Source organism: Kineococcus sp. NBC_00420, assembly GCF_036021035.1.
Classification (GTDB): domain Bacteria; phylum Actinomycetota; class Actinomycetes; order Actinomycetales; family Kineococcaceae; genus Kineococcus.
The window spans coordinates 1,615,048-1,640,151 of the sequence record NZ_CP107930.1 but is presented as its reverse complement, the minus strand read 5'-3'; the positions used below and the strand labels follow the sequence as shown (position 1 = coordinate 1,640,151).

Genomic DNA, 25,104 nt, shown 5'->3' with positions numbered 1-25,104 from the left:
CCCCGCGACGGGGGTCGCGCACCCCGCGACCGACACGGCGAAACGTCGACGGACCGTCGAGCGTGCCCCCGTGCAACACTCGGAGGGTGGAGGGACCGGAGCGCTTCGTCCAGGTGCACCTGCTCGGACTCCCCGTCCAGGCCCGCGTGCGGTTCGGCCAGCACCTGCAGGAACTCACGCGCGAGCTCTCCCTCATCCGCATCGCGGCCCAGGACGGCGAGGATCCGAGCCTGCCGCTGCGGTTGCTGCAGATCGCCGCGGAGCTCGACACCACCTACGTCGCCTTCCGGGCGGCGCCGGACGCCGTGATCGCCGCCGCGCTCGCCGCGGGGGACGACTTCTGCGACGTCACCTACACCGTGCCGCTCAGCGCGGGCGTCTTCGTCCAGGGGCTGGGCCGGGTCCTCGAGGAGGCCGACGCCTTCTGCCGGTCCGAGCAGCTCCTCAGCCTGCCCGCCTCCCAGGAGGTGGTCGCCTACCGGCGGTGGTTCGTCGAGGAGTCGGTGCGTCAGCTGGCCGGCGAGGAACCGCGCGCCTGGCGTCCCCCGGCCGGGACCTCGTTCGTTCCCGGCCCGCGGCCGTCGGCGCACTCGCTCGCCCCGCGCCCCGGCCCCCGGCCCGACGGTGTCGGCGAGAGCGCGGGGGACCTGGTGGGGGAACCGATGGTCATGGAGTCGATGGCCAGCAGCGTCGCCTCGGCCCGTCGCTACGTGCGCGGGGTGCTGCGCGGTCTCGACGCCGAGGACCTGGAGGAGGCCGCGGAGCTCGCGGTCTCCGAACTGGTCACCAACGCCGTCCTGCACGCTCGCACCGACTTCTCCCTCGCGGTCCGGACGCTGCCCTCGGGCCGGGTCCGGATCGAGGTCCGGGACTCCTCGCCGGCGCCCCTGCAACCGCGGCACTTCGCCACGACCGCGACCACCGGCCGCGGTCTGCAACTGGTCGCCTCGCTCTCGACGAACTGGGGCGTGGAGCAGCTGTCCCCGGGCCCGGGCAAGGTCGTCTGGTTCGAACCGCGGGTGCTCGACGCCGAACCGCTGCTCGACCTGGCCGAGTGGGACCTCGACACCCTGCTCTGAGGGGCCACGGACGGTGATCCCCGTGTGCCAGACTTGCGGGGCACGACCCACGCCCCAGTAGCTCAGAGGCCAGAGCGCCCGCCTTGTAAGCGGATGGTCGCCGGTTCGACTCCGGCCTGGGGCTCCCCGCGTGTGCGAGCCTGAGCCGGTGACCAGCCCGACCTCGGCGTCCGAGACCGCAGCCTCCGAAACCGCAGCCTCCGAGACCGCAGCCTCCGAGACCGAAGGCCTGCCGACCGAGCAGCGCCACCCCGGCACCGCCCACCTCGACGAGGTCGACAGCCTCGAGGTGCTGCGGATGCTCAACGACGCCGACCGCGGGGTCGCCGACGCCGTGACGGCCGTGCTCCCTCAGCTCGCGGCCCTCGTCGACGCGACCGTCGCGGCCCTGCGGCGCGGGGGCGGCGTCCACTACGTCGGCGCGGGCACCTCCGGGCGGCTCGCGGTGCTCGACGCCGCGGAGCTGCGCCCCACCTTCACCCTCGAACCCGGCCGGTTCGTCGCCCACCTCGCGGGGGGCGAGCGCGCCCTCACCGACGCGGTCGAGAACGCGGAGGACGACGAGGACGCCGGAGCCGCGGCGGTGGCGTCGCTCGGTCCCGACGACGTGGTGGTCGGGATCGCCGCGTCGGGCCGGACCCCCTTCGTGGCCGGGGCGTTGCGCGCGGCCCGCGCCCGCGGGGCCACCACGGCGCTGGTCGCGAACGTCCCCGCACCGCGCCTCGCTGGGCTCGCCGACCACGTCCTCGCCGTCGACACCGGTCCCGAGGTCCTCACCGGCTCGACCCGGTTGAAGGCCGGGACGGCGACGAAGATGGTGCTCAACGGGTTCTCGACCGCCGTCATGGTCGGGCTGGGCCGCACCTACTCCAACCTGATGGTGTCCCTGGTCGCCACCAACGCCAAGCTCGAGGCGCGCAGCGTCCGCGTCCTGCAGGAGATCACGGGACTGACCGCGGCCGCCGCCGCGGAGACCCTCGCCCGGGCGGACGGTGAACTGCCCACCGCGCTGGTCGTGGCGCTCACCGGCCGCGACCCCGCCGCGGCCCGGGAGGCGCTGGCGCGGACGGACGGTTCCGTGCGCGCCGCCGTCGCGCTACCGGGGGAGCAGGGCGTCGGCGACGCGTTCCAGCCGTTCCGTCCGTGACGCCTTGACCAGCACGACGTCGTCGGGGGACAGCCTCTCCCGCAACACCTCCAGCGCGGCCCCGGGGTCCGCGACCCACGTGCCGCCCGCCGCGAGGTCCTGCGCGCCGGGACCGACCCCGACGACGTCGACCCCGAGGCGGCGGGCCAGCGCGCCCACCATCCGGTGCCCCCTCCCGCTCGCCTCGCCCAGTTCCCGCATGGCGCCCAGGACGGCCACCCGGTGCCCGGAACCGGCCACCGCGGCGAGGGCCCGCAGCGCGGCGGCCATCGAGGCGGGAGCCGCGTTGTAGCAGTCGTCGAGCAGCAACCCGCCGTCGTCACGACGTCGGGGCTGCAACCGGCGTTCGCCCGCGCCCGTGCGTTCCAGACCGGCCACGACCGCCTCCACCGGGGTTCCCGCGGCCAGGGCGAGGGCGGCGGCGCAGGCCGCGTTGGCGACCTGGTGCGCGCCGACCACCCCCAGGCGCACCGCCACCGGTGCGCCCCCGGGGTGCAGCAGGAAGCTCGCCCGGCCGACCTCGTCCAGCGTCACCGCGCTCCAGCCGACGTCCCCGCGGGTTCCGAACGTCACGACCCGCGCCCAGGTGTGGGCGGCCATCGCCAGCACCCGCGGGTCGTCGGCGTTCAGCACGCAGACCCCCGAGGTCGCCTGCGGCAGTTCGCGCTTCGCCGCCTCCAGCAGGTGCGGGCCACCGAACCGCTCGAGGTGGGAGTGCCCGAGCGCCGTGACGGCGCCGAGGTCCGGCGGGGTGATCCCGGCCAGGTAGGTCAGGTGCCCGACGGCGCGGGCCCCCATCTCCACCACCAGGTCGCCGCCGTGGGCGGGCAACCGCAACGCGGTGAGGGCGACCCCGAGCTCGTTGTTCTGGTTGCCGTGCGTCGCCGTCGCGCCCGGCAGGATCGCGGCCAGGAACTCCTTCACCGCCGTCTTGCCGTGCGAGCCCGTCACGGCGAGGACCCGGGGCGCCCGGCGCGCGACGACCGCGCGGGCCAGCCGGCCGAGCGCCACGGTCGTGTCCGCGACGACCACCGTCGGCGCGGACGTCGGCCGGGAGCCGAGGACGGCGTGGGCCCCGCCCGCGTGGTCGTGGCCGTCGACCCGCGTCCCCGCCACCGCGACGAAGAGCCCGTCCCCGACGGCACGACGCGTGTCGAGGTAGGCGGACCCGCGGACCAGGAGGTCGGGGTCACCCACGACGAGGCCGTCCACGGCGGTGGCGATCTGCTGCAGCGTCATCTCGAGCACACCCCGACGCTGCCGCACCGGCGGGTGGGGACGCCTCCACCTCGAGGACCGGACGTCGGTACCTGCGGGTGATCCCGCGGTACCCGTGTTCACCGCAGGCTGAGGACGTGATGAACGTCGAACTGCTGATGAGCGACCCGGTGGTGGCCGCGGTCCCCGTGCGGGAGGACGGCGACCCGCTGGTCGTCCTGGGTCCCGGGTTCGGGCCCGCCGGCGCCCGGGTGCGCCGTGCCGTCGCGGTCCGGCTCGCCCTCGCCCAGGACGGCTTGCCCCGGGGCACCTCCTTGCGGGTGGTCGAGGGTCTCCGGGAACTCTCCGCCCAGCGGGCGATCATCGCCAGGTACTCCGCGCAGGTCCGTGCCGCCCACCCCGACGCCGACGACGACCTCGTGCACCACCTCACCAGCCGGTTCGTCGCCCCCGTCGCGGTCGCCCCGCACGTCGCCGGTTCCGCCGTCGACCTCACCCTCGTCGACGAGCGGGGCCGGGAACTCGACCTGGGCACCCCGATCGACGCGACGCCCGAGGACTCCCGCGGCGCGTGCGCCACCGCCGCGCCCGTCGGTGCGACCGCCCGCCGCCACCGCGAGGTCCTGGGGGACGTGCTGCTCGCCGCGGGGTTCGTGAACTACCCCACCGAGTGGTGGCACTGGAGCTTCGGGGACCGCTACTGGGCCGCCGTCACCGGAGCGGAGCACGCGCTGCACGGTCCCCTCGAGGAGGTGCGGTCGTGAACTCCACCCTCGCCGCGGCGCCCCGCACGGGGTCGGCGATCGTGGAACTCGACCTCGCGGCCGTGACCCGCAACACCCGCCTCGTCCGGGCCCGCACGTCGGCGGCCGTGATGGCGGTCGTGAAGGCCGACGGGTACGGCGTCGGGGCCCTCGCCGTCGCCCGCGCCGCCCTGGCCGGCGGGGCCACGTCGCTCGGGGTGACCGGTGTGGCGGAGGCCCTGGCGTTGCGCGCGCAGGGCGTGACCGCGCCCGTGCTGAGCTGGCTGAACCCCTCGGGCACCGACTTCCGCCCCGCCGTGGCCGCCGGCGTCGACCTCGCCGTCCCCGGTCTCGCCCACCTGCTCGGCATGCCGCGCGGGGCCCGCGTGCACCTGCACCTGGACACCGGGATGACCCGCGACGGCGCCGCGGTGGGGGAGTGGGCACGGTTGTGCGAACAGGCCGCCGCCGCGCAACGCTCCGGCCGCCTCCACGTCGTCGGGGTCATGTCGCACCTCGCCTGCGCCGAGGATCTTCGGGAGAACGCGCTGCAGCGCAGCCGGTTCGAGGAAGGCCTCCGCGTCGCGCGACGTGCGGGACTGGAACCCGACGCGCACCTGGCCGCCACCGCCGGCACCTTCGCCGACCCCTCGTCGCACCACGACCTCGTGCGGATCGGCGCCGGGTTGCTGGGGATCGACCCCACCGGGACGGTTCCGCTGCGCGGGGCCGTCACGTTCCGGGCGCCGCTGACCGCGGTGCGCCGGGTGCGGGCGGGAACCCCCGTCGGCTACGGCCACACCTGGTACGCGCCGCGGGACACGACCCTCGGGCTGCTCCCCCTCGGCTACGCCGACGGCGTCCCGCGCGACCTCGCCGCCGAGGCCGAGGTCAGCGTCGCCGGCCGCCGCTGCCGCGTCGTCGGGCGGGTGTCGATGGACCAGACGGTCGTGGACCTCGGGCAGCTGGCGGACCTGCCCGCCCCCGAACTCCTCCTCGGCGCCGACGTGACCGTCTTCGGCCCCGGTGACCACGGCGAACCGCGACTGTCGGACTGGGCGCGCTGGAGCGGCCGCCTCGACGCCGAACTCCTCGTCGGCTTCGGCCGCCGGGTCCACCGCAGCACCACCTGACCCCCGCACCGCGGGGGAGAGAAACGGAGTTCTCCGACGTGAACAGTTCCACCCTTGACCAGGGGCAGATCCGGGTCGCGGTCGTCGGCGGCGGCCGCAACGGCGAGCACGACGTCTCCCTCGCCTCGGCCGCCGCCGTCGCCGCCGGACTCGAGGAGACCGGCCACCACCGGGTCGTCCGGTTGACCGTCGACCGCGACGGTCTCTGGCGCGACGACGAACTGCGCCCGCTCGGCCTCGCCGGGGCCGTGCGCGTCCTGCAGACCTGCGACGTCGTGTTCCCCGTCCTGCACGGCGTCCACGGGGAGGACGGCACCCTCGCCGCGCTCTGCGAACTCGCCGGGGTCCGCTACGTCGGTTCCGGCGTCGGCGCGGGCGCGCTGGCCCTGGACAAGTGGGCGACGAAACTGGTCGCCGGGGCCGTCGGCGTCGCCACCGCCCCCGGCCGGCTGCTGGCCGGTTCCGCGGACCGGGAGGAACTCCTCGCCGCACCCTGGGGCGGACCCGTGGTGGTGAAACCCGTCACGGCGGGTTCCAGCCTCGGGGTGTCGCTGGTCCGGAGACCCGGCGAACTGCCCGCGGCGCTCGCGAGCGCCGTCGCGCTGGACGACCGGGTGCTCGTGGAGGAGTTCGTCGTGGGCCGGGAGTTCTGCGTCGCGGTCCTGGCCCGGCCGGACGGGACGCGGCGGACCGCGCCGATCGAGGAGGTCGTGCGGGACGGCATCTTCGACCACGCGGCGAAGTACGGCGGCCACCCCGACATCCGGCTGCCGGCCGATGTCAGCCCGTCCGAGGCGGGCGCGCTGGAGGCGGCGGCGGTCGCCGTCTTCGACGCCCTCGGCTGCCGGGGGCTGGCCCGGGTGGACTTCTTCCTCACCGCCGACGGGGTGGTGCTGAACGAGGTGAACACGACGCCGGGGTTCACGGCGCACTCGGCGGCGCCGTTGATGTTCGCGGCGGGTGGTCTCGGCTACGGGGACCTCCTCGACGTGCTCGTCCGCGACGCCCTGGTGTGAGCGTCCGGGAGACTACGGTGGTCCCGATGGACGACCTCGACGAGACGACCCCGGTGCGCCGGTTCGGTCCCGACGTGCTGCTCGGTCTCCTCACCGCCGCCGCGGGGCTGGCGGAACTCCGGGTCCGGACCGACTCGGGCTACGAGAGCGCGAGCCCGTTCTTCGTCCTCCTCGTCGCGTTGACCGTGGGGATCGCCCGGCCGTTGCCGGGGATCGCGTTGGGCCTGACCTGGCTGACGGGTGTGCTGCAGCTGACCCACTCCGTCCCGATGCTGCTGTCGCAGGCCTTCATGCTCTTCGTCGCGTTCTCGGCGGCGCGGTGGGGTGGTCCCCTCGTCCTGGGGTTGTCCGGCGTCTCGATCGTCACGGGCACCCTCGTGGCTGCGGGGGCGCTGTTCAGCGGGTACTACTACCCGGGGATCCTCGTCCGGCGTCAGGTGGAGTTCGCCTTCAACCTGTTCGGGACGGCGGCGACGCTGGTCGTCCTGCTGCTCGTGCTGGCCGCCGCCTGGCTGGCGGGGCTCGCGCTGCGTTTCCAGGGCAGTGCCGCGACGTCGCGGCGGGAACGCGTCGCCGCCGAACGGGAATCGGCCCAGGCCCACCTGGAGACCGCGCAGGCGTACGAGATCGCGCGGTTGCGCGAGGAGCAGGCCCGCCTGGCCCGCGACGTCCACGACGTCGTCGGGCACTCCCTGGCCGTGATCCTGGCCCAGGCGGAGTCGGGTCAGTTCCTCCCCGACCACGACCCGGCGGCGTTGAAGGCGACGCTCGGCACCATCGCCGGGACGGCCCGGGCGTCGTTGCGCGACGTCCAGCAGGTCCTCTCGGCCTCGGCGGAGGCCCCGGCGCCGGGGCGGTTGCAGAGCCTGGTCGAGGGTGCGCGGGGGACGGGTTTCCGCATCGTCTCCTCGACCTCGGGGGCCGAGCGTCCGTTGCCGCCGGAACTCGCGGCCGTCGCCTACCGGGTGCTGCAGGAGATGCTGACCAACGCCCTGCGGCACGGGGACCGCGACGCCCCCGTGACCGTCGTCCAGCGGTGGCCGGGGGAGTCCTCCGGCCCCGGGAACCAGTGGTTGGAGCTGCACGTGAGCAACGGGATCCCCGCTGCGGGAGGCACGACCTCGGCGGGTGGGCGGGGCGTCGAGGGGATGCGGCGGCGCCTCGAAGGCGTCGGTGGCGGCCTGGAGGTCGCGCCCGGCCCGGCGGGGCGGTTCTCGGTGACGGCGCGGGTTCCGGTGCGCGCGTGATCTCGGTGCTGCTGGTCGACGACCAGGACCTGTTCCGGGCCGGGGTCCGGGTCATCGTCGACGCGCAGGAGGGGTTGCACGTCGTCGGTGCCGCGGGCGACGGGCTGGAGGCGGTGCGCTTCACCGAGGAACTCTCGCCCGACGTCGTGCTGATGGACCTGCGGATGCCGGAGATGGACGGGGTCGAGGCGACCCGGCAGATCTTCCTGCCCGAACGGGTGGCGCGGCGGGCCGCGCCGGTGCGGGTGATCGTGCTGACGACGTTCGACCTCGACGACCGGGCGGCCACGGCCATCCGGTACGGGGCCAGCGGTTTCCTGCTGAAGGACACCACGCCCGCGCAGCTCGCCGACGCCATCCGCACCGTCCACGCCGGCAACGCCGTCCTGGCCCCGGGGGACCTGACGCGGCTGCTGGAACGCGACCTCACCGCGACGAGACCCCCGCCGCCGCAGTTCCTCGCCCTGACGGCGAAGGAGCGCGAGGTGTTCGACGCCGTCGCCCGCGGGTTGTCGAACGCGGAGGCCGGCCGGCTGGTGTTCGTCTCGGAGTCGACGGTGAAGACGCACGTCGGGGCGATCCTGCGCAAGCTCGGGCTGCGGGACCGGGTGCAGATCGTGGTCTTCGCCTACGAGAACGGGTTGACGGGGTGAGCGTCACACGACCGCGGGAGTGCGTCCGCGCAGCCACCGCAGGAACTCGCCCGCCGGGACGGGCCGGCTGTGCAGGTAGCCCTGCGACTCCTCGATGCCGAGCCCGCGCAGCAGCTCCAGGGTGCCGGTGTCCTCGACGCCCTCGGCGACCACCCGCAGACCGAGGTGGTGGGCGAGGTCCACGGTGCCCGCGACGATCGCGGTGATCCGGTCGTCGACGAGGGCCCGGGAGGTGAACGCCCGGTCGATCTTCAGCTCGGTGGCGGGCAGGTTGGCCAGGTAGGCCAGCGAGGAGTAACCGGTGCCGAAGTCGTCGATGCTCAGCGAGAACCCGCGGGCGGTGATGTCGCGGCACGTCGCGAGGGCCCGTTCGGGTTCGTTCATCAACGAGGTCTCGGTGACCTCGACGACGATGCGCGAGGGGTCGGTCCCCTCGGCCAGTTCGTCGAGGAGTTCCAGCAGCTGCGGGTTGGACAGGTAGGTGCTCGACGTGTTGATGGAGAGCCGCAGGTCGTACCCCGCCGCGCGCCAGGCCGCCAGGTCGGTCACCGCGCGGCGGGCGACGTGGACGGTGAGGGCGGGCATCATGCCGCGTTCCTCGAGGACGTCGAGGAACGCGCCGGGGGCCAGCAGACCGAGGCGTGGGTGGTTCCACCGCACGAGGGCCTCGACGCCGACGACCTCGTCGTCGACCAGGGAGACCTGCGGTTGGTAGTGCACCTCGAACGCGTCCGCGGCACAGGGTCCGGCGTCCACGCCCAGCGCGTCGTGCAGTTCCTCCGACAGCAGCACCCGGCTGCGCCAGGCGCGGTCGGTGACCTCGTCGTGCAGCGCGACGCCGAGCCCACCGACCTTCGCCGTGTACATCGCCCCGTCGGCGCGGCGCAGCAGCTCCTCGCCGCTCAGGCCGTCGGAACCGCTGCTGGTGGCGACGCCGACGCTGGCCCCGACGGTGTGGGCGACGACGGAACCGAGCACGACGTCGACCCGGGACACGGCGGCGAGCATCGAACCCGCCGTCGTGACGGCCTCGGCCGCGTCGGCACCGGGCAGCAGGACGGCGAACTCGTCGCCGCCGAGGCGGGCGAGCAGGGCCGGGTGGGGCAGGACGGAGCCGAGCCGGATGGCGGTGGCGGTGAGCAGCTCGTCACCCGCGGCGTGACCGTGCTGGTCGTTGACCTCCTTGAACCGGTCGAGGTCCAGCAGCAGCACGGCGAACGGAGCGCCTTCGCCGGCGGCGCGGCGCAGGTGGTCGAGGAACTCACGGCGGTTGGCGAGACCGGTGAGGTCGTCGGTGCGGGCCTGGCGGCGGGCCCGGTCGTGGTCGGCGAGATCGCGGACCAGTCGCACCAGCCGCACGCCCGACCCGGCGATGGCCGCGGCCCCGAACCACAGGGCCCAGTGCGTGGGCCGCGGGACCAGCCCGGCGCCGAGGAGGCTCACGAGACCGAGCACCAGACCGGCGGAGCTGACGACGGGCACCGACAGGATGCGGTGGTGCTGGTGGCCCAGCGTCACGGCGGGCAGGCAGGCGGCGATCGCGTAGGCGACGGCCAGGTAGGCCCACGCCGTCCAGCAGGCGAGGACGATTCCGAGCTGCGGCCCGTGCAGGAGGTAGACGACCTGGGTGACCAGGACGAGCGCGACGGCCGCGGCGACCATCGTGGACCGGCCACGCAGATCGCGCGGCATGGTCAGGGCGAAGAACGCCACGGCGCTCAGCAGCACCGCGATCGAGGCGACGTGCACGATCCGCAGCTGCTGGGCCAGACCGGTGCCGCCGTCCGGGACGACCAGGACGACGTTGGCCAGTCCGGCGACCCCCAGGACGCAGCTGATCCCGACCAGCCAGTCGACGCGTCCGGAGGGACGCCCCTTGTCGTGTGCCCGGTACCACCGGGAGATGCCGTGGTAGAGGAAGAAGCAGCCGGTGGTGCTGGTCACCCGCAGCACCAGGACGAGACCGAGACCGACGCGTCCGACGGACTGCCCGAGGAGCACCGGGACCGTCTCGAGCGCGCTGCTCGCGGCCAGCAGGCCCAGACCGGCGCGGTAGGACCGCCACGACCCCCGGACCTGGGTCCGTGCACCGCTCTCCCGCGACGCCCGCCGGGCGACGACGAGGAACGACGCGACGACGACGAGGGTGCGCAGCACGATGAGAGCCGCCAACACGTCGATGTCCTCCTGGTGGTGCGTCGTCCCGTCCCCTCGTCCTCGGCAGCGCGGTCGCCGGAGTTGAGGGTCCGAACGGGTCCGGAGCCAGCTCCGGAGGCGCGATGTTCGAACGTCGACCACACTGCTGGCGTGAGTGAGAACGTGCAGGCGACCGGGAACCACGACCGCGGCCCCGGTTCGGGTACCTGGGGTGGCACGGGCTACGTCCGGCAGGAGCTGGACCCCGCGCTCGCGGCCTGGTGGCAGGCGTTGCCCATCACGACCCGCTCGGCGCTGGCCGCGGTGCGTCCCGGTGAGGTGCTCTCCCGGGAGGCGGCGGGAGCGCTCGCCGCGACCGGACTCGTCTGCCCCGAGGTCGTCGTCGTCGAGGAGGGACGCCGGGTGCGACGTCGCATCGCCTCCCGCGACGTCATCGCGACCGTGCTGCGGGTGCGGCTGAACCACTCCGAGCGTCGCCTCGTCTGACCCCGGCCGCACCCGGGTGCGCTCCCCCCGCCGAGGCGGTGGGATGGGCCGGTGAGCAGACGGTTGGTGGTGACGGGCGCCGGCGGGGCGCTGGGTGCGCGGCTGGTCCCGCGCGCGGTCCGGGCCGGGTGGGAGGTCCTCGCCCTGGACACCGGACGAGCCGTGCCGGAGTCCGAGGGCGTCGAGCCCTGCTCCGTGGACGTCACCGACCCGGTCGCCCTGGCCGAGGCCTTCGCGGGGGCGGGTGGCGTAGTCCACCTCGCCGCCCGGCCGAGCCCGCTCGGGCACGACCCGCACGACGTCCTCTCGCTGAACGTCGGCGGCACGTTGGCGGTGCTGCTGGCCGCCGAGACCGCCGGGGTGGAGCATGTCTGCCTGGCCTCCAGCGTCAACGCCACCGGCGCCGCGTTCAGCGCCGCCCCCCGCTACGACTGGTTCCCGGTCGAGGAGTCCCACCCCAGCTACAGCGAGGACCCCTACGCGATCTCCAAGTTCCTCGGCGAGCAGGCGGCCGACGCCTTCGCCCGTCGCCGTCGCGCGGCGGTCCTCACCAGTCTCCGCTTCCACGGCCTGCGCGAGCGGTACGGGCAGGACGACCCGGGACGGGAGGCCGAGCGGCGCAAGGACCTCTGGGGCTGGGTGTCCTTCGCCGCGGCCTCCGCGGCGTGCCTGCGCGCGCTGGGACGCCGCCGGCCCGGGCACGTCGTGGCCAACGTCGTCGGCGCCCGCACCGTCAGCCCGGTCCCGACCGCCGAACTCGCGGCGCGGTTCCACCCGGGAGTTCCCTGGCGGTCCGCCCCGACGGGGAACTCGTCCTTCTACGCCACCGACGTCGCCGCCCGCGAGCTCGGCTGGGACGCCGCCGACGACGACCCGGTGATCACCGCCGCCGAACGACCACGGACCGCGTGACCGCGCTGCACCACCACCACGGGCAGGTGGGGGCGATCAGCCGGGTTCCGCCCGCAGTTCCCCGAGAGCCGCGGCGAACTCCGGGGGCTGGGCGTAGGCCCCCTGTCCGATCGAGGGGGCGTGCAACCCGGCCGCCTGCAACGACCACGCCAGGTGCGGAGGGAGGGGCTGGCCGTCGGCGATCCCGGCGACCGCGCGCCGGGTTCGTGCGTCGGCCTCGGCCCACCACTGCGAAACGCGCTGGTCCACGGCGCCAGCGTCGCACAGGCTGTGCCCGTGGAGATCCCCGGACCGCTCGTGCACACCGCCCACGCCGACGCCTGGGCCGTGAGCTCCGGCGGCCGGCCCGGTGGCGCCCACGCCGAGTTCGGCGGGGCCCGGACCGCCTGCAGCGGAACGGACTTCGCCCAGTACAACGCGGCCGACCTGGACGACCCCGCCCGGACCGACCCCCTCGCCGTCGCGGCCTGGTTCGCGGCCCGCGCGACCCCGTGGGCCTGGCGGCTGCCGGCCTCGACGCCCTGGCCGCCCGGGTGGCCGGGCGGGGAACCGATCGTCCGTCAACGCCTCGCGGGCCTGTGGCCCGCGAGCTTCCGGCCGGTCGGCGTCCCGGCCGGGACCTCGGTGCGGACCGCGTCCGCGGGGCAGCCGGGGGACCTGGACGCCGTCGTGGCCATCGACGTCGCGGCCTTCGGCGGCCCGCCCGGGGCGGCCCGGGAGTGGCTCGGCGGGCTGCTCGCGAACGGGCGCGTCGAGGTCGCGATCGCCCACCTCGACGGGGTCCCCGTGGCGAGCGCCCACACCGTGCGCTCCGACGGCCGGGCCGGGCCGGCGGTGCTGCTGGCGGGGGTGGCCGTCCTCCCCGCGGCCCGGCGGCGGGGGATCGCGGCGGGGTTGTCGTCCTGGCTGCTCGGGCGCGCGTTCGCCCGGGGCGCCGCACTGGCCCACCTGCAACCCGACGACGACCGCGCCGCCCGGGTGTACGCGCGGCTGGGGTTCACCGAGGTCGAGGCGCTCGACGTCCGCACCGCCGGCTGAAGCGCCACGCCGTCGCGGAGGTGGCGCCGCGGGCCACCACTACGCTGGGGCCTCCGACCGTCCCCGGCCCAGAGGTACCCGTGCCGAAGAAGAAGAAGTCCCACGGCCACCCCGCGCAGCGGGCCGTCACCGGCACCCAGATGTCCCCGTTGCGGGCCGGTGGCAAGGTCCTCGGCGACCTGCAGGTGCCGTTCCGGCGCTTCCTGGAAGCCGAGCTCCTCGACGACGCCGAGGCCGGCGAAGCACCCCTGGAGGTCGGTGACCTCGAGGCGAGGCTCATGGAGTCCCTGGGCTGGCTGGTCCTGTCCCTGGAGCTCGACCTGACCCCGGCCGCCGCGCGCCGGTTCCACCCCGAGGAGCTGCAGGAACTCTTCACCGAGATCGTCCCCGCGGTGGCCGAGCACAACGAGCTCGACGCCCAGGAACTCGTGGACGAGAGCCGCGTCGCGTGGACGTCCTACCTGATGTTCCTCGGGGAGACGGAGGAGTGGGCCGGTGAGCCCGAGGAGCTCGCCGACTGCCTCGACGTCGCCTCCGGGGGTGTCGCGGGCACCACCTCCGGGCGGGGCACCGTCCTCGACGCCCTGCAGGCCGCGGAGCTCGCCGTCCCCACGGCGACCCGGCTGGAGGACCTCTCCTCACTCCCGGTCGTGGCGGCCGGACTCGCCGCCCTCGGCGAACTGGCCCTCGGCGTCGAGGCGGGCGAGCCCGAGGCGAGTCCGGCGATCGACGTCCTCCGCCGCCACCTCGAACCCTTCGCGCCCGCCCTCGACCCCCTGGTGGAGTGGGCCGAGCTGCTGACCCACGAGGTCGTCGTCGTGGTGGACGGGAAGACCACCGTGCCGGCGCTGGACGACGTCGACCACCGCTGCGACGTGGCGACGACGATCCTGGCCTCGGCCGTCAGCGGGACCCTGGCCGCGTCGGAGTCGCCGGCCGCGATCGTCGGTGCGCTCTCCGCCGTGACCGCCTCCGTGCTGGACCCGATGACCTCGGGCCGGCTGCGGGAGCTGCTCACCGAGAACGGTGACGAGGACGAGTTCGAGACGACGTCGGCGCTCGTCGGGCGGATCGTCGACCTCGGGGTGCTGTCGTCGGTGGAGCCGTGGACGGCCCGCCCCGGTCTGGCCGGTGCGGTGCTCGACGTCGTCGACGGGTTCTTCGGGCCCGACGAAGACGAAGCGGACGAAGCGGACGACGCGGACGACGCGGACGACCTGGAGGACGCGGACGGCGTGACCGAGGCCTGACCGCCGTCCGGCGGCGGCGCGGCGTGCTCCGCCGTGGGGTCTGGGTGGGGTCTGCGGGGGGTCAGTCGACCGGCCCGAGGTCGGGGTCACCGTCCACCGTGCGGACCCCCCGGCCCCCGACGCACCCGGTGCTCGACGCGAACTCCGAGGCGTCGGAGGCCAGGGCGTGGGCGACGAGGCCGGGGTACCGGGTGGTCGACGTCGCCCACACCGCGTCCGGTCCGGACCACGCGGTGGTGAGGCGGTGCACGAGCCGGTCGACGTCCTGAGCCAGGAGTTCGGAGTTGAACGCGGGTCGTGAGGTGCCCCAGGTGGCGAGGGCGCACGTGCTCGCAGGCGGTGTCGTCCGGGGCGCCGGTGTTCTTCAGCGTGCTGTGCCGGCGAGCGCGTCACGTACGGGTGACGTCGACCACCTCGGTGGCGAGTTCCGCCACGACCACCTCGTCCCGGGTCACGGTCCTGACCGCCACCGAGACCCGTTCGACGGGGACGACCCGGAGGGTGACCTCGGGAACTTCCTCGTGCAGGACGATGACGAGTTCCGGGGGGAACTCGCCGCCCGTGACGGGGAACTCGTCCGACAGGGGCTCGTGGGTGACCACGAGTTGCTCCACCCGGACGGGGACCTGGATGGTTCGCGTGGTCGTGACGATCCGTTTCGTGAAACGCACCCTCTCGACCGGGACCCGTCGGGTGGTGATGCTCAGTCGTTCCTGGTGCAGCACCACTTCCGCACCGACCTCGGCGCCGACATCAGCTGCGGCGGAGGAGTTTCCGGGGAGGAAACCCTCCTGGGCCGAGTTCGGGTTCTCCATCGTGTGTCCTGACGTCGAGGTCGGTGCGAGGCGGTACGGGTCAGTCGCGGGGGTCGTGCTTCCCCGTGGTGCCGGTCTTGACGGTGCTGTCGGCGTCGAGGTCGATCCGCTCCTCGCGCACCTCCGCCTGGACGGTCTCGGTGCTCTCGACGGTCTTGGTGCCGACCTGGACGCGCTCGACGGGGACGACGTCCTTCTCGACGACGGCGCGCTCCTCGGTGAGGACGACTTCGTGCTCCTCCTCGGTGAGGTCGCCACCGGAGAGAGCCGCGCCGCGGTTCGTCTCGGTGATGGGTTCCCGGGTGACGACGACCTCTTCGTGCGAGACCGGCACGGTGCGGGAGACGTTCTCGGTGGTGATGTACTTGCGCAGGCGTGCCCGGCCCGCCTCGCGGGTCTCGGTGCCGACGCGGAGTTCTTCCTTGGAGCGGGTCATCGCGTTGTCGGTGTCGGGGCCGGACGTGTCGTGCCCGCGGCCCGAGCCCTCGGTGAACTCCTGGGTCGTCCCCGCGGTGCGGCCCGTCGTCTGCCCGGCGGTCCCGAGGGTGTTCTCCCGGTCGGTCGAGGTGTGCTCACCCGTCGCGTGCTCACCCGTGCGGGTGTTCGCGTCCGAGGTGTCGCCGACGGACCCGTGGGTTTCGTCCATCCCGTAGTAGCGGTAGAGGTCGGCCTCGTCGGCCTCGCTGAGTTCCGCACCCGGGTCGTGGTGGGGGGCGTTCTTCACCATGGTCTTGTCGAAGGGGACGGTGACGGTGTCACCGGACACGGTGGCCTGGGCGAGCGGCAGCAGGGAGACGTTCGAGCCGAAGAGCCCGGTCTTCACGGAGATCCACTCCGGGTCGCCGCTGCGGTTGTCGAGGTAGACCTCGTCGACCTTGCCGATCTTGTCCCCGTCGCTACCGGTGACGGTGGCGTCGAACAGGGTGTCGGGGGTGTAGTCGCGGTTCATGGGTGTTTCCTTCCGGGCCGTTTTCCCGAGACGTCCGCCCCGGGTCGTGGAGCAGTGCGTGAGCCCTCGGTCTGGACCCGGCGTCGAGGTGATCGACCTCAGCGTCTTCATCAGCGTCTTCAGCGTCGGAACGTGATCGGTGCTGTGCGGGGTCGATCTCCTCGCCGGTCTTGCCGATGCCCATCGTTGCCTTCCCCGGCGCGTCCGCAACTCAGAGCGGAACGAGGAACGGTCCGGGAGGTGTGCCTCCACCCGGGCGGTGGGTTTCTCCGGTTCAGACCGTCCTGCTGGAGGGGCGGGAGACCGCCTCCAGCTGACGTGCTGCGTCCACCCGTGCGGATCGCGGCGTAGACCGCCGTGACGACCAGGGCGACGCAGCAGAGGGCGGTCCGCACAGGTGTTCTTCCTCGGTTCGGCACGGTCGGGCGCACGCGGTGGGCGGCCCGCTGCTCGACACGCTGTCGCCGGTGCAGCGGCTCCGGACCCCGGCCGGTTCCCGTTCCCGGGACCCGGCTCCAGGATCACCCTCCCGGCCCATCGGGTGTCACGAACTGCGCGAAGGGAGGACGGAAGGTCACCGCGGAGCGGGGTGGAGGACTCGAGACGGTTCGCGCCCCGTGGAGGTGAACACGTCGTGAACTCCGTCCCGGCGGCTCGCGCGGCCCGGATCGTCGTCGATGTGCAGTGGTGCAACGCTGAACCGGTCGGCGTTCGGAGGGTGGCAACGAGAACATGGGTCAGCAGCAGGTGCGTTCGGATCGAGCGGGTGTCGGTGCAGCGGGCGGCTGGCTCGCCAACCGTCGCGTGGGGACCCGGCTGCTGGCGGCTACCGCCCTGGTCGCCGTCGCGGCCCTGGTCGTCGGTCTCGTCAGCCTGTCGGTGATGCAGAGCCTGCAGACGCAACGCCAGCGCGAGGTGGGCCGCGCCGTCCCCTACATCACCGGTCTGCAGCAGGCCGCCCTGGCGGCGAAGTCGGCGGCCACCGACGAGCGGGGTTTCTTCATCACCGCCGAGCAGAAGTACGTCGACGAGAGCCTGGGACGCCAGAAGGGTTTCGACACCGCGATGGCCACGTCGCGCGCAGCAGCCGACAGTGCGGCGCAGCGAGCGACCGTCGACACCATCCAGAAGGACGTCGACGCCTGGTTCGAGGCCCTGAGCGCGGAGTACACCCTCGCCGGCACCGACCGGGACGCGGCGGTCACCGCCTCGTTCGGGGTCAACCGTGACGCGCGGAAGGCCTACGAGGCAGCGCTGAGCAAGGAGACGGAGCGCGCCGGTACCGCTCTCGCCGCCGGGCAGGACTTCGCCGCCACGGTGCGTCACGGCCAGCTCGTCGTCCTGACGCTGCTGCTGGTCAGCCTGGCCGTCGCGGTCGGGGCCGCCCTCGTCGTCCGTCGCAGCATCGTCTCCCCGCTGACCCGTGTCACCGACGTCCTCTCGCGGGTCGCGGACGGCGACCTCGGGGCCACGGTCGACCTGTCCAGCCGCGACGAGATCGGGACCATGGCCCGCGCCCTCGACCACTCCACGCTCCGTTTCCGCGGCGCCATGCAGCAGATCACCGGTAGCGCCGGTCAGCTGGCCGCCTACGCCGGGCAGCTGACGCAGGTGTCCACCCAGCTCTCCGTGGGCGCGGAGCAGTCGGCTGACCAGTCCCAGGTCGTCTCCGCTGCGACGGAGGAGATCTCGGCCAACATCGGCACCGTGGCCGCCGCGGGCGACGAGATGAGTTCGGCCATCCGCGAGATCGCGGCCTCGACCGCCGAGGCGTCCTCCGTGGCCGCGGCTGCGGTCGCCTCCGCGAGCGAGGCCTCCGCGACGTTGGACCGCCTGTCCGCCTCCTCCCGGGAGATCGGCGACGTCGTCAAGCTCATCACCTCCATCGCCGAGCAGACGAACCTGCTCGCCCTCAACGCCACCATCGAAGCGGCCCGGGCCGGCGACGCCGGGAAGGGTTTCGCGGTCGTCGCCGGGGAGGTCAAGGAACTGGCCCAGCAGACCGCCCGTGCCACCGAGGACATCACCAGCCGGGTCGGGGCCACGCAGACCGACGCCGTCGCCGCCGCGGCCGCCATCGCCGACATCGGTGAGGTCATCGCCCGCATCGACGCCTTGCAGGCCACCATCGCCGCGGCCGTGGAGGAGCAGTCGGCCACGACCTCGGAGATGGTCCGCAACGTCACCGAGGTGTCCGGCGGGTCCCAGGAGATCGCCGCGAACGTCTCCGGGATGGCGGCGTCTGCCGCCGAGGCGACCCGCAGCGCCGGCGACACCGCCAGGACCGCGAACGACGTGGCCGACACGGCACGGGAACTGGAGGGTCTGGTCAGCGTCTTCCGCTACTGACCCCGACGCGACAGCGTGGATCAGCCGCGACAGCGCGGGATCAGCCGGGCCCGTCGCTGGCGGCCGCCAGCAGGGCCACCACGACGTCGCTGACCGGTGTTCTGATCCCGTGCGACCGGCCACGGCGCTGGATGACACCGTTGCGGACGTCCCACTCCAGCGGCCGTCCGGCGTCCCGGTCGGCGAGGATCGAGGTTCCCAGGTCGGCGGGGTGGGCGCGGAAGGAGTCGAGGACCTCCTGCGCGACGTCCTCGCCCAGGAGTGCGCCCTCGGCCCGGGCCACCGCGAGGGACTCGGCCAGGTAGGCGAGGGCCAATCCGCCCACGTCGTCGCGGCGGAACATCCCTGCGCGCCGGCCGGTGAGCGCCATCAACCCGGCGACGGAGTTCTGCAGCAGTTTGCGCCAGGCGAGGGTCGTGAAGTCGGCGGCCGGCTCCGCCGTGCACCGGCTGTCGCGCAACGCGTCGAGGACCACCCGGGCGGCCGGCACGTCGGGAACGGTGACGCGGGGTCGGGCGCGCAACCACACGGAACCGTCGGGCTGCGTCTGCGCGGGGAACCAGACGACGGCGGGGAGCACCGGCCCGCCCGGGACGTGCGGGGCGACGCTCGACACCTGCTCGACTCCGTTCTGCAGGACGCACACCACGGTGTCCGGGCGGCACAACGCCGCCAGCCACGCTGCGCTCGCCTCGACGTGGGTGGTCTTCACCGCGAGCAGGACGAGGTCCACGCGACCCGCCACGCGCGCGGGGTCGGTGAGCACCGGCCCCGGGACGACGACGGAGCCGGCGTCGTCGCGCAGTTCCAGCTGCTCGCGGGCCGTGCGGCCGCACAGCACCGGGGTGCGACCGACCTCGTGCAACGCGGCCGCGACGGTCGTGCCGATCGCGCCCGGGCCCACGACGGCGACGCTCGGGTTCACGGACGTCCCCCCGGAACCGTCGGTCGAAGGCGCGCCCTCGCGGTCGAACCCCGCTGGACGGACGAGATGACGCGCAGCAACTGCGCGCCCCCCTCGCCGATCGTGCCGTCGTTGCGGATCATCTGGTCGGGGACCCGGCCGGGCGCGGGGTCGGGCCGGGACAACCGCCGGTCGACGGCCTCGCCGTCCTCCCGTCCGCGGGCCCGCAACCGTTGCGCTCGCACGGCGTCGGACACGGTGACGCCCACCACGACGAGGCGCGCGTACCGCTCCTCGAGCGCGTCCAGCGCGCCACGGGACACGTTCGCCACGACGACCCGGCCCTCGAGGACGGCCGCGTCGGCCGAGACGGGGATCGCGTAGGACAACCCGTGCGCCTGCCACCAGACGGCGAAGGCCCCGGCCTCCCGGGCACGCCGGAACTCGGCCTCGTCCACCGGCGTGGACTCCTCACCGCCCCCCGGGCGCCGCGTGATCACCCGGGTCGGGAAGTGCGCGTCGTCGCCGGCGACCGCGCGGGCGGCGGCGAGGACCGCGTCCTTGCCCACCCCGCTGGCCCCGGTGACCGCGATGAACGCGCCGGGCCCCAGCTTCACAGCACGCGCGATCCGCCGCGGAACACCCCGCGCACCACCGGCACCACGCGCCCACGGACGTGGCGTTCGGTGGCGGGCAGGGCGTGGGTGTGGACGCGCACCAGGTCGGCGCGGCGTCCGACGACGATGGTTCCGCGGTCCTCCAGGCCGACCGCGCGCGGGGGGTTCCCGCTCACGAGCTTCACCCCCTCGACGAGCGGGCAACGACCGTCGGCGTCCAGCTGCACGATCGCCTGCAACGGGCTCGCGGGGACGTAGTCCGAGGACAGGACGTCGAGCAGGCCCTGGTCGAGCAGGGTCGCGGCGGCGACGTTGCCCGACTGGCTGCCGCCGCGCACGATGTTCGGCGCGCCCATGACGATCAGTTGTCCGTGCTCGCGCGCCGCCTTCGCCGCGACCTCGGTGGTCGGGAACTCCGAGATCCGGACGCCGAACGACTGCGACTCCTCGACGTGGTCGAGCGTCGCGTCGTCGTGGGCGGCGAGGGTGATGCCCCGCGCCGAGGCGCGCCGCGCGATCTCCTTCCGGTTGGGCACGGAGAACTCCTCCGCGATGACCTCGAGCCGCGCCATCAGCGCCTCCACGCCGTCGGGGGCGACCTGCCCCTTGCCGACGACGTAGCGCCGGAAGGCCTCTACGTCGGCGTACTGGCGCTGACCGGGTGTGTGGTCCATCAGCGAGGCGAGGCGGACCGAGGTCAGGTCCTCCAGAGCCTCGAACTCGGCGACCGTCTGGGGTGCCGCCACCTCGCACCGCAGGTGGATGAAGTGCTCGGCTCGGGTGAGGCCCGCCCGCTCGGCGTGCTCGACGGCCTCGGCGAGCGAGCGGGCGCGTTCCGTCAACGTGTCGCCGTGTCCCTCCGAGCCGATGCGGACGGCGTCGAACACCGTGGTGACGCCGGCCCCGCTGAGCTGCACGTCGTGCGCCAGCACGGCGGGCACCGGGTCCCAGTCCGTGCCCGGGCGCGGGCGGGCGTGTGCCTCCAGGTGGTCGGTGTGCAGTTCCACCAGACCGGGCAGCAGCAGGTCGCCGTCGAGGTCCACACCGCCCGCGACCGGGCCCGGGGTGATGTCGGCGATCAGGCCGTCGCGCAGCAGGACGGAACCGTCGAGGATGCCGTCGTCGAGGACGACGCGGGCGTGGGTGAGGACGGTCTCGTGGTTCATCGGACCCTTCCGGTCTCGAGGTGGGGGAGTTCCGTCCCGGAAGCGGTCCGGAGCGGGTGCAGCGAACGGAGGAGGAAGGGCGCGCCCGGCTCGTCCTCGGTGAACACCGCGACGGCGTCGAGGCACACGCCACGCCCGAGGAGGGGCGCGAACCATCCCGTCAGGGCGTCCCGGACCCGGGGTTCCAGATCGGGGTCGATCCGATCGGTGAGGGTGAAGTGGAAGCGGAACTCCTCCAGCACGTACGGGTACCCCCACCTCGCCAGCAGCTCCCGCTGCCGGGGGGTGAGCGCGGCAGGGTCGCGGCGGGCGCTCTCCGCCTCCGTCAGGGGCGCACGGAACTCGTCGAACGTCGTCACGAGGGCGTCGGCCAGCGCGTGGAGGGCACTGACCGGGCGGCCGGGGACGAGGGCGAAGAACCCGCTGAGGCGCAGCAGCGCCAGGTCCGGCACGTCGACGGCTGCCCGAGCCGCGGCGAACCGGCTCACGCCGTCCGCCAGCTCCTCCAGCGTCCGCCCCGGCGCGAGCCGGAACGGCGCCTTGAGCGTGCCGTGGAACCCGTACCGCCGAGCCTGCACGGTGACGGCGTCGAGCTCGGAACGGTTCCACCCCGGTGGGGGCGCGGCGTCGGGGACCGAACCGTCCACCCGGCGCCCGAGCCAGGACTCGGCCCGGGCGCGCAGGAGGTCACCGACGTCGTCGCCCGTGCCCGCTCCGGGCAGGGCGTAGAGGGCGACCCGCTGCGTCACGCCGGAACCGCCGCGTGGGGGGCGAAGGCCTCGACGTCGACGACCCGGTCGGCGACCGCGTCGCGCACCTCGAGGTCGTGGAAGATGCCGAGCAGGCCGACGCCCTGTGCCCGTTTCTCGGCGATGAGTTCCACCACGACGTCGCGGTTGCGGGCGTCGAGGGACGCCGTGGGTTCGTCGAGCAGCAGCAGCGGCAGATCGGGCAGGAAACCCCGGGCGATGTTGACGCGCTGCTGCTCACCCCCCGAGAACGTCGCGGGAGGTAGGGACCAGAGCCGCTCGGGGATGGACAACCGGGTCAGCACCTGGGCCGCGCGGTCGCGCGCCGAGGGCAGGTCGACGCCTCGCTCCACCAGGGGTTCGGCCACGATGTCCAGCGCGGGGACGCGGGGGACGCACCGCAGGAACTGGCTGACGTACCCCATGGTGTCGCGGCGGGCCGCGAGCACCTCGCGGGCGTCCGCCCCCGCCAGGTCGATGACGTCGTCGACGCTGTCGCGGTGCAGCAGGATGCGGCCGCTGTCCGCGGAGTAGTTTCCGTAGACCATCTTGAGGATCGTGCTCTTGCCGGCGCCGGAGGTGCCGCCGAGCACGACGCACTCGCCGTGGTGGACGACGAGGTCGAGGTGGTTCAGCACGGCGAGCCGCTGACCGCCCTGCAGGTGCATGGTGAACGTCTTGTCGACGGCGGAGACGGTCAACACCGGACGGGGGACGGGGTTTCCGGTCACGGGCGGGTCATCCTTGCAGGATCGAGGAGACGAGCAGCTGGGTGTAGGGCGCGTGCGGGTCGTCGAGGACGCGGTCGGTCAGACCGGACTCGATGACGTGACCGTCCTTCATGACGATCGTGCGGTGGGAGATGAGCCGGGCCACGGCGAGGTCGTGGGTGACGATGACGACGGCGAGCCCGAACTCGGTGACGAGGCTGCGCAGCAGATCGAGCAACCGCGCCTGCACCGACACGTCGAGCCCGCTCGTCGGCTCGTCCATGAACACCAGCCGGGGCGAGACGACGAGGTTGCGGGCGATCTGCAGCCGCTGGCGCATGCCGCCGGAGAACGTCGTGGGGTGGTCGTCGATGCGGTCCACGGGGATCTCGACGCGACGCAGCCACTCGGTCGCCGTAGCGCGGATCTCGGCGTAGTTGCGCCACCCGTTGGTCATGAGGGGCTCGCCGACGTTCCCGCCCGCACTGACGTGCATGCGCAGGCCGTCGGCGGCGTCCTGGTGCACGAAGCCCCACTCGCTGCGCCACAACCGGCGCACGGCGCCTTCGCCGAGGGTGCCCAGGTCGAGGGTCTCGCCGTCGGCGTTCCGGTAGGCGACGCTCCCCTCGCTGAGTCCGAGGCGCTGGGAGAGGACCCCGAGCAGCGTCGACTTGCCCGAGCCCGACTCGCCCACCACCGCGAGCACCTCACCGGGCCACAGGTCGAGGTCGACGTCGCGGCAGCCGAACCGATCGCCGTAGCGGTGGCCCGCCCCTCGGACCTGCAGCAGCGGCAGCTCGTCGATCACGCGGGGACCTCCTGGTCGTGACTGCTCAGCGTGCGTTCGCAGTGGTCGGTGTCTGAGCACACGAACACGGCCCCGCCGGCGTCGTCGGTGATGACCTCGTCGAGGTAGACGCCGTTCGAGCCGCAGATCTCGCACGGTCGGTCGAAGCGCTGCGGCTCGAAGGGGAAGTCCTCGAAACCGAGGCTCTCGACCTTCGTGAACGGCGGCACCGCGTAGATGCGCTTCTCGCGGCCCGCGCCGAACAGTTGCAGGGCGGGGTTCATGTCCATCTTGGGGTTGTCGAAGCTCGGGATGGGGGAGGGGGCCATGAGGTAGCGTCCACCCACCAGCACGGGGTAGTCGTAGGTCTTGGCGATGTGCCCGAACCGGGCGATGTCCTCGTAAAGCTTGACGTACATCAGCCCGTACTCCTCGAGCGCGTGCAGGCGCCGGGTCTCGGTCTCGCGGGGTTCCAGGAACCGCAGGGGTTCGGGCAGCGGGACCTGGTAGACGATCACCTGCCCCGGTGCGAGCGGGGTCTCGGGGATGCGGTGGCGGGTCTGGATCAGTGTCGCCTCGTCGGTGCGCGTGGTGGTGCGCACGTGGGCGACGTCGGCGAAGAACGCCCGGATGGAGACGGCGTTCGTCGTGTCGTCCGCACCCTGGTCGATGACCTTGAGGACGTCGTCCTCGCCGATGACGGCTGCGGTCACCTGCACGCCGCCGGTGCCCCAACCGCGAGGCATCGGAACCTCGCGGCTCGCGAAGGGGACCTGGAAACCGGGGACGGCGACGGCCTTGAGCAGCGCCCGGCGGATCATCCGTTTGGTCTGCTCGTCGAGGTAGCCGACGTTGTAGACGATGGGTCCGGGGTTCACGCGGGCACCTCCTCGGCGGTCGCCGGCGCGGTCGCGCTGCGTTCGGCGAACTCCCGGTTGAGGCGGCGCACCAGGACGAGTTCGGCCTGGAAGTCGACGTAGTGCGGCAGTTTGAGGTGCTCGACGAAACCGGTGGCCTGCACGTTGTCGCTGTGGCTGATGACGAACTCCTCGTCCTGGGCGGGGGCGGTCGCCCGCTCGCCGAGTTCCTCGGCGCGCAGTGCGCGGTCGACCAGCGACATCGACATCGCCCTCCGCTCGCTGCGCCCGAACGCGAGACCGTAGCCCCGGGTGAACTGGGCGGGGGTGTCGACCGAGCCGGTGAACTGGTTGACCATCTGGCACTCCGTGACCTCGACACGGCCCAGCGGGACCGCGAACCCGAGTTCCGGGGCGTCGAACTCGACCTCGACCTCGCCCACGCGGACCTCGCCCGCGAAGGGGTGGTTGTTGCCGAACCCCCGCTGCGTCGAGTACCCGAGCCCCAGCAGGAAACCCTCGTCACCGCGCGCCAGGGCCTGCAGCCGCTCGGCGCGGGTCATCGGGAACACCGTCGGTTCCCGGGTCAGGTCGCCCGGTTCGACGTCGTCCTGGCCGGGGTGGGCATCGGGTTCGATGAGCGCGGAGGAGCCGAGGAGGTCCGCGACGCGGGGCATGGCCGCGGGTCCCTCGTCGTCGACCCGGGTCTGCGGTCCGTCGGTGGGGGCGGAGGAGAACAATCGGTGGGTGTAGTCGAAGGTCGCGCCGAGCTGCTGCCCGCCGGGCAGGTCTTTGAACGTAGCGGAGATCCGTCGCTGCGGCGGCAGCCCCGCGGTGTCCAGCGGTTGCGTGTACCCGAAGCGCGGCAACGTGGTGCGGTAGCTGCGCAGCAGCGTCACGGCTTCGAGGACGTCGCCCTGCGACTGCAGCAGGGCCCGCGCCGCGAGGGCGGGGTCGTACAGCGAACCCTCGGTCATGACGCGTGAGACGAGCACGCCGAGCTGACCGGCGACCTGGCCGGGGTCGATCGCCGGGGTGGTGGTGTCCCCGCGTCCGACCTGGGCGAGCAGGGCGTGTGCGTTGGCGATGGCGCGCTCCCCGCCCTTGACGGCGACGTACACG

General features: G+C 73.7%; 26 protein-coding genes and 1 tRNA gene. 13 read left to right on the top strand and 14 right to left on the bottom strand.

Annotation, left to right across the window (positions count from 1 at the left end):
• Window positions 1-86: 86 nt before the first annotated feature.
• The 3 genes from OG218_RS07970 (at window position 87) to OG218_RS07960 (ending at window position 2,226) form a co-directional block, all read left to right on the top strand.
• Window positions 87-1,079 (top strand): ATP-binding protein, encoded by a 993-nt coding sequence (locus OG218_RS07970; protein WP_328292673.1) that lies wholly within the window; start codon window positions 87-89, stop codon window positions 1,077-1,079.
• A gap of 51 nt (window positions 1,080-1,130) precedes the next feature.
• Window positions 1,131-1,203, top strand: a tRNA-Thr gene (locus OG218_RS07965).
• Between the two features lie 24 nt (window positions 1,204-1,227).
• Entirely contained in the window at window positions 1,228-2,226 is a 999-nt protein-coding gene (locus tag OG218_RS07960) for an N-acetylmuramic acid 6-phosphate etherase (RefSeq protein WP_328292672.1), read from the top strand.
• Here the strand turns inward: OG218_RS07960 and OG218_RS07955 are convergent.
• Window positions 2,176-3,465 carry a UDP-N-acetylmuramoyl-tripeptide--D-alanyl-D-alanine ligase gene (locus tag OG218_RS07955; protein WP_328296225.1) on the bottom strand — a complete coding sequence of 430 codons (1,290 nt, stop codon included), beginning with the start codon at window positions 3,463-3,465 and terminating at the stop codon, window positions 2,176-2,178. The genes OG218_RS07960 and OG218_RS07955 overlap by 51 nt on opposite strands.
• A gap of 119 nt (window positions 3,466-3,584) precedes the next feature.
• On the opposite strand from OG218_RS07955, the gene OG218_RS07950 reads away from it, so the two are divergent.
• Genes OG218_RS07950 through OG218_RS07930 form a run of 5 tightly spaced genes read left to right on the top strand, consistent with a single transcriptional unit; the run spans window position 3,585 to window position 8,236 of the window.
• Entirely contained in the window at window positions 3,585-4,208 is a 624-nt protein-coding gene (locus OG218_RS07950; protein ID WP_328296224.1) for a M15 family metallopeptidase, read from the top strand.
• The gene (gene alr / locus OG218_RS07945) at window positions 4,205-5,320 is read left to right on the top strand and encodes an alanine racemase (protein ID WP_328292671.1); all 1,116 of its coding nucleotides are present in this window, start codon (window positions 4,205-4,207) and stop codon (window positions 5,318-5,320) included. The genes OG218_RS07950 and alr overlap by 4 nt, the downstream gene beginning before the upstream one ends.
• Window positions 5,321-5,358: 38 nt before the next feature.
• Window positions 5,359-6,336 (top strand): D-alanine--D-alanine ligase family protein, encoded by a 978-nt coding sequence (locus tag OG218_RS07940; protein WP_328292670.1) that lies wholly within the window; start codon window positions 5,359-5,361, stop codon window positions 6,334-6,336.
• A gap of 26 nt (window positions 6,337-6,362) precedes the next feature.
• A complete protein-coding gene (locus tag OG218_RS07935; RefSeq protein ID WP_328292669.1) occupies window positions 6,363-7,583 on the top strand; it encodes a sensor histidine kinase in 1,221 nt (406 codons plus the stop codon).
• Window positions 7,580-8,236, top strand: coding sequence for a response regulator transcription factor (locus tag OG218_RS07930; protein WP_328292668.1), 657 nt, complete (start codon window positions 7,580-7,582; stop codon window positions 8,234-8,236). Before OG218_RS07935 ends, OG218_RS07930 begins: the two co-directional genes overlap by 4 nt.
• 3 nt (window positions 8,237-8,239) lie before the next feature.
• Here OG218_RS07930 and OG218_RS07925 read toward each other — a convergent pair whose 3' ends face one another.
• Window positions 8,240-10,411, bottom strand: a complete 2,172-nt coding sequence (locus tag OG218_RS07925; protein WP_328292667.1) for a putative bifunctional diguanylate cyclase/phosphodiesterase — start codon at window positions 10,409-10,411, stop codon at window positions 8,240-8,242.
• A gap of 132 nt (window positions 10,412-10,543) precedes the next feature.
• Between OG218_RS07925 and OG218_RS07920 the strand changes: the two genes are divergently transcribed.
• Window positions 10,544-10,879 carry a hypothetical protein gene (locus OG218_RS07920; RefSeq protein WP_328292666.1) on the top strand — a complete coding sequence of 112 codons (336 nt, stop codon included), beginning with the start codon at window positions 10,544-10,546 and terminating at the stop codon, window positions 10,877-10,879.
• Window positions 10,880-10,930: 51 nt separating this feature from the next.
• Window positions 10,931-11,791, top strand: a complete 861-nt coding sequence (locus OG218_RS07915; protein WP_328292665.1) for an NAD-dependent epimerase/dehydratase family protein — start codon at window positions 10,931-10,933, stop codon at window positions 11,789-11,791.
• Window positions 11,792-11,827: 36 nt separating this feature from the next.
• Here OG218_RS07915 and OG218_RS07910 read toward each other — a convergent pair whose 3' ends face one another.
• Entirely contained in the window at window positions 11,828-12,040 is a 213-nt protein-coding gene (locus tag OG218_RS07910; RefSeq protein WP_328292664.1) for a hypothetical protein, read from the bottom strand.
• Between the two features lie 27 nt (window positions 12,041-12,067).
• On the opposite strand from OG218_RS07910, the gene OG218_RS07905 reads away from it, so the two are divergent.
• Window positions 12,068-12,829: a GNAT family N-acetyltransferase gene (locus tag OG218_RS07905; RefSeq protein WP_328292663.1), complete on the top strand. Its 762-nt coding sequence runs from the start codon at window positions 12,068-12,070 to the stop codon at window positions 12,827-12,829.
• Window positions 12,830-12,909: 80 nt separating this feature from the next.
• Window positions 12,910-14,079, top strand: coding sequence for a hypothetical protein (locus OG218_RS07900; protein ID WP_328292662.1), 1,170 nt, complete (start codon window positions 12,910-12,912; stop codon window positions 14,077-14,079).
• Between the two features lie 61 nt (window positions 14,080-14,140).
• Here the strand turns inward: OG218_RS07900 and OG218_RS07895 are convergent, their stop codons facing one another.
• The 3 genes from OG218_RS07895 to OG218_RS07885 all read right to left on the bottom strand — a co-directional run bounded on the left by OG218_RS07895 (window position 14,141) and on the right by OG218_RS07885 (window position 15,843).
• Window positions 14,141-14,329, bottom strand: a complete 189-nt coding sequence (locus tag OG218_RS07895) for a hypothetical protein (protein ID WP_328292661.1) — start codon at window positions 14,327-14,329, stop codon at window positions 14,141-14,143.
• Between the two features lie 139 nt (window positions 14,330-14,468).
• Complete coding sequence (locus OG218_RS07890) at window positions 14,469-14,894, bottom strand: YsnF/AvaK domain-containing protein (protein ID WP_328292660.1); 426 nt, start codon at window positions 14,892-14,894, stop codon at window positions 14,469-14,471.
• Between the two features lie 40 nt (window positions 14,895-14,934).
• Window positions 14,935-15,843 carry a PRC and DUF2382 domain-containing protein gene (locus OG218_RS07885; RefSeq protein WP_328292659.1) on the bottom strand — a complete coding sequence of 303 codons (909 nt, stop codon included), beginning with the start codon at window positions 15,841-15,843 and terminating at the stop codon, window positions 14,935-14,937.
• Between the two features lie 732 nt (window positions 15,844-16,575).
• On the opposite strand from OG218_RS07885, the gene OG218_RS07880 reads away from it, so the two are divergent.
• Complete coding sequence (locus tag OG218_RS07880; RefSeq protein WP_328292658.1) at window positions 16,576-18,192, top strand: methyl-accepting chemotaxis protein; 1,617 nt, start codon at window positions 16,576-16,578, stop codon at window positions 18,190-18,192.
• Between the two features lie 40 nt (window positions 18,193-18,232).
• Here OG218_RS07880 and OG218_RS07875 read toward each other — a convergent pair whose 3' ends face one another.
• From OG218_RS07875 to OG218_RS07840, 8 genes are all read right to left on the bottom strand, one after another.
• A complete protein-coding gene (locus OG218_RS07875) occupies window positions 18,233-19,117 on the bottom strand; it encodes an oxidoreductase (protein ID WP_328292657.1) in 885 nt (294 codons plus the stop codon).
• Complete coding sequence (gene phnN / locus OG218_RS07870; RefSeq protein ID WP_328292656.1) at window positions 19,114-19,713, bottom strand: phosphonate metabolism protein/1,5-bisphosphokinase (PRPP-forming) PhnN; 600 nt, start codon at window positions 19,711-19,713, stop codon at window positions 19,114-19,116. The genes OG218_RS07875 and phnN overlap by 4 nt, the downstream gene beginning before the upstream one ends.
• Window positions 19,710-20,879 (bottom strand): alpha-D-ribose 1-methylphosphonate 5-triphosphate diphosphatase, encoded by a 1,170-nt coding sequence (locus OG218_RS07865; protein ID WP_328292655.1) that lies wholly within the window; start codon window positions 20,877-20,879, stop codon window positions 19,710-19,712. The genes phnN and OG218_RS07865 overlap by 4 nt, the downstream gene beginning before the upstream one ends.
• Window positions 20,876-21,628 (bottom strand): DUF1045 domain-containing protein, encoded by a 753-nt coding sequence (locus tag OG218_RS07860; protein ID WP_328292654.1) that lies wholly within the window; start codon window positions 21,626-21,628, stop codon window positions 20,876-20,878. Before OG218_RS07860 ends, OG218_RS07865 begins: the two co-directional genes overlap by 4 nt.
• Window positions 21,625-22,296: a phosphonate C-P lyase system protein PhnL gene (gene phnL / locus OG218_RS07855; RefSeq protein WP_442906472.1), complete on the bottom strand. Its 672-nt coding sequence runs from the start codon at window positions 22,294-22,296 to the stop codon at window positions 21,625-21,627. Before phnL ends, OG218_RS07860 begins: the two co-directional genes overlap by 4 nt.
• Before the next feature lie 70 nt (window positions 22,297-22,366).
• Window positions 22,367-23,143, bottom strand: a complete 777-nt coding sequence (phnK, locus tag OG218_RS07850; protein WP_442906471.1) for a phosphonate C-P lyase system protein PhnK — start codon at window positions 23,141-23,143, stop codon at window positions 22,367-22,369.
• Window positions 23,143-24,003, bottom strand: a complete 861-nt coding sequence (locus tag OG218_RS07845; RefSeq protein ID WP_328292651.1) for an alpha-D-ribose 1-methylphosphonate 5-phosphate C-P-lyase PhnJ — start codon at window positions 24,001-24,003, stop codon at window positions 23,143-23,145. The genes phnK and OG218_RS07845 overlap by 1 nt, the downstream gene beginning before the upstream one ends.
• The gene (locus tag OG218_RS07840; protein WP_328292650.1) at window positions 24,000-25,103 is read right to left on the bottom strand and encodes a carbon-phosphorus lyase complex subunit PhnI; all 1,104 of its coding nucleotides are present in this window, start codon (window positions 25,101-25,103) and stop codon (window positions 24,000-24,002) included. The genes OG218_RS07845 and OG218_RS07840 overlap by 4 nt, the downstream gene beginning before the upstream one ends.
• Between the last annotated feature and the right edge of the window lies 1 nt (window position 25,104).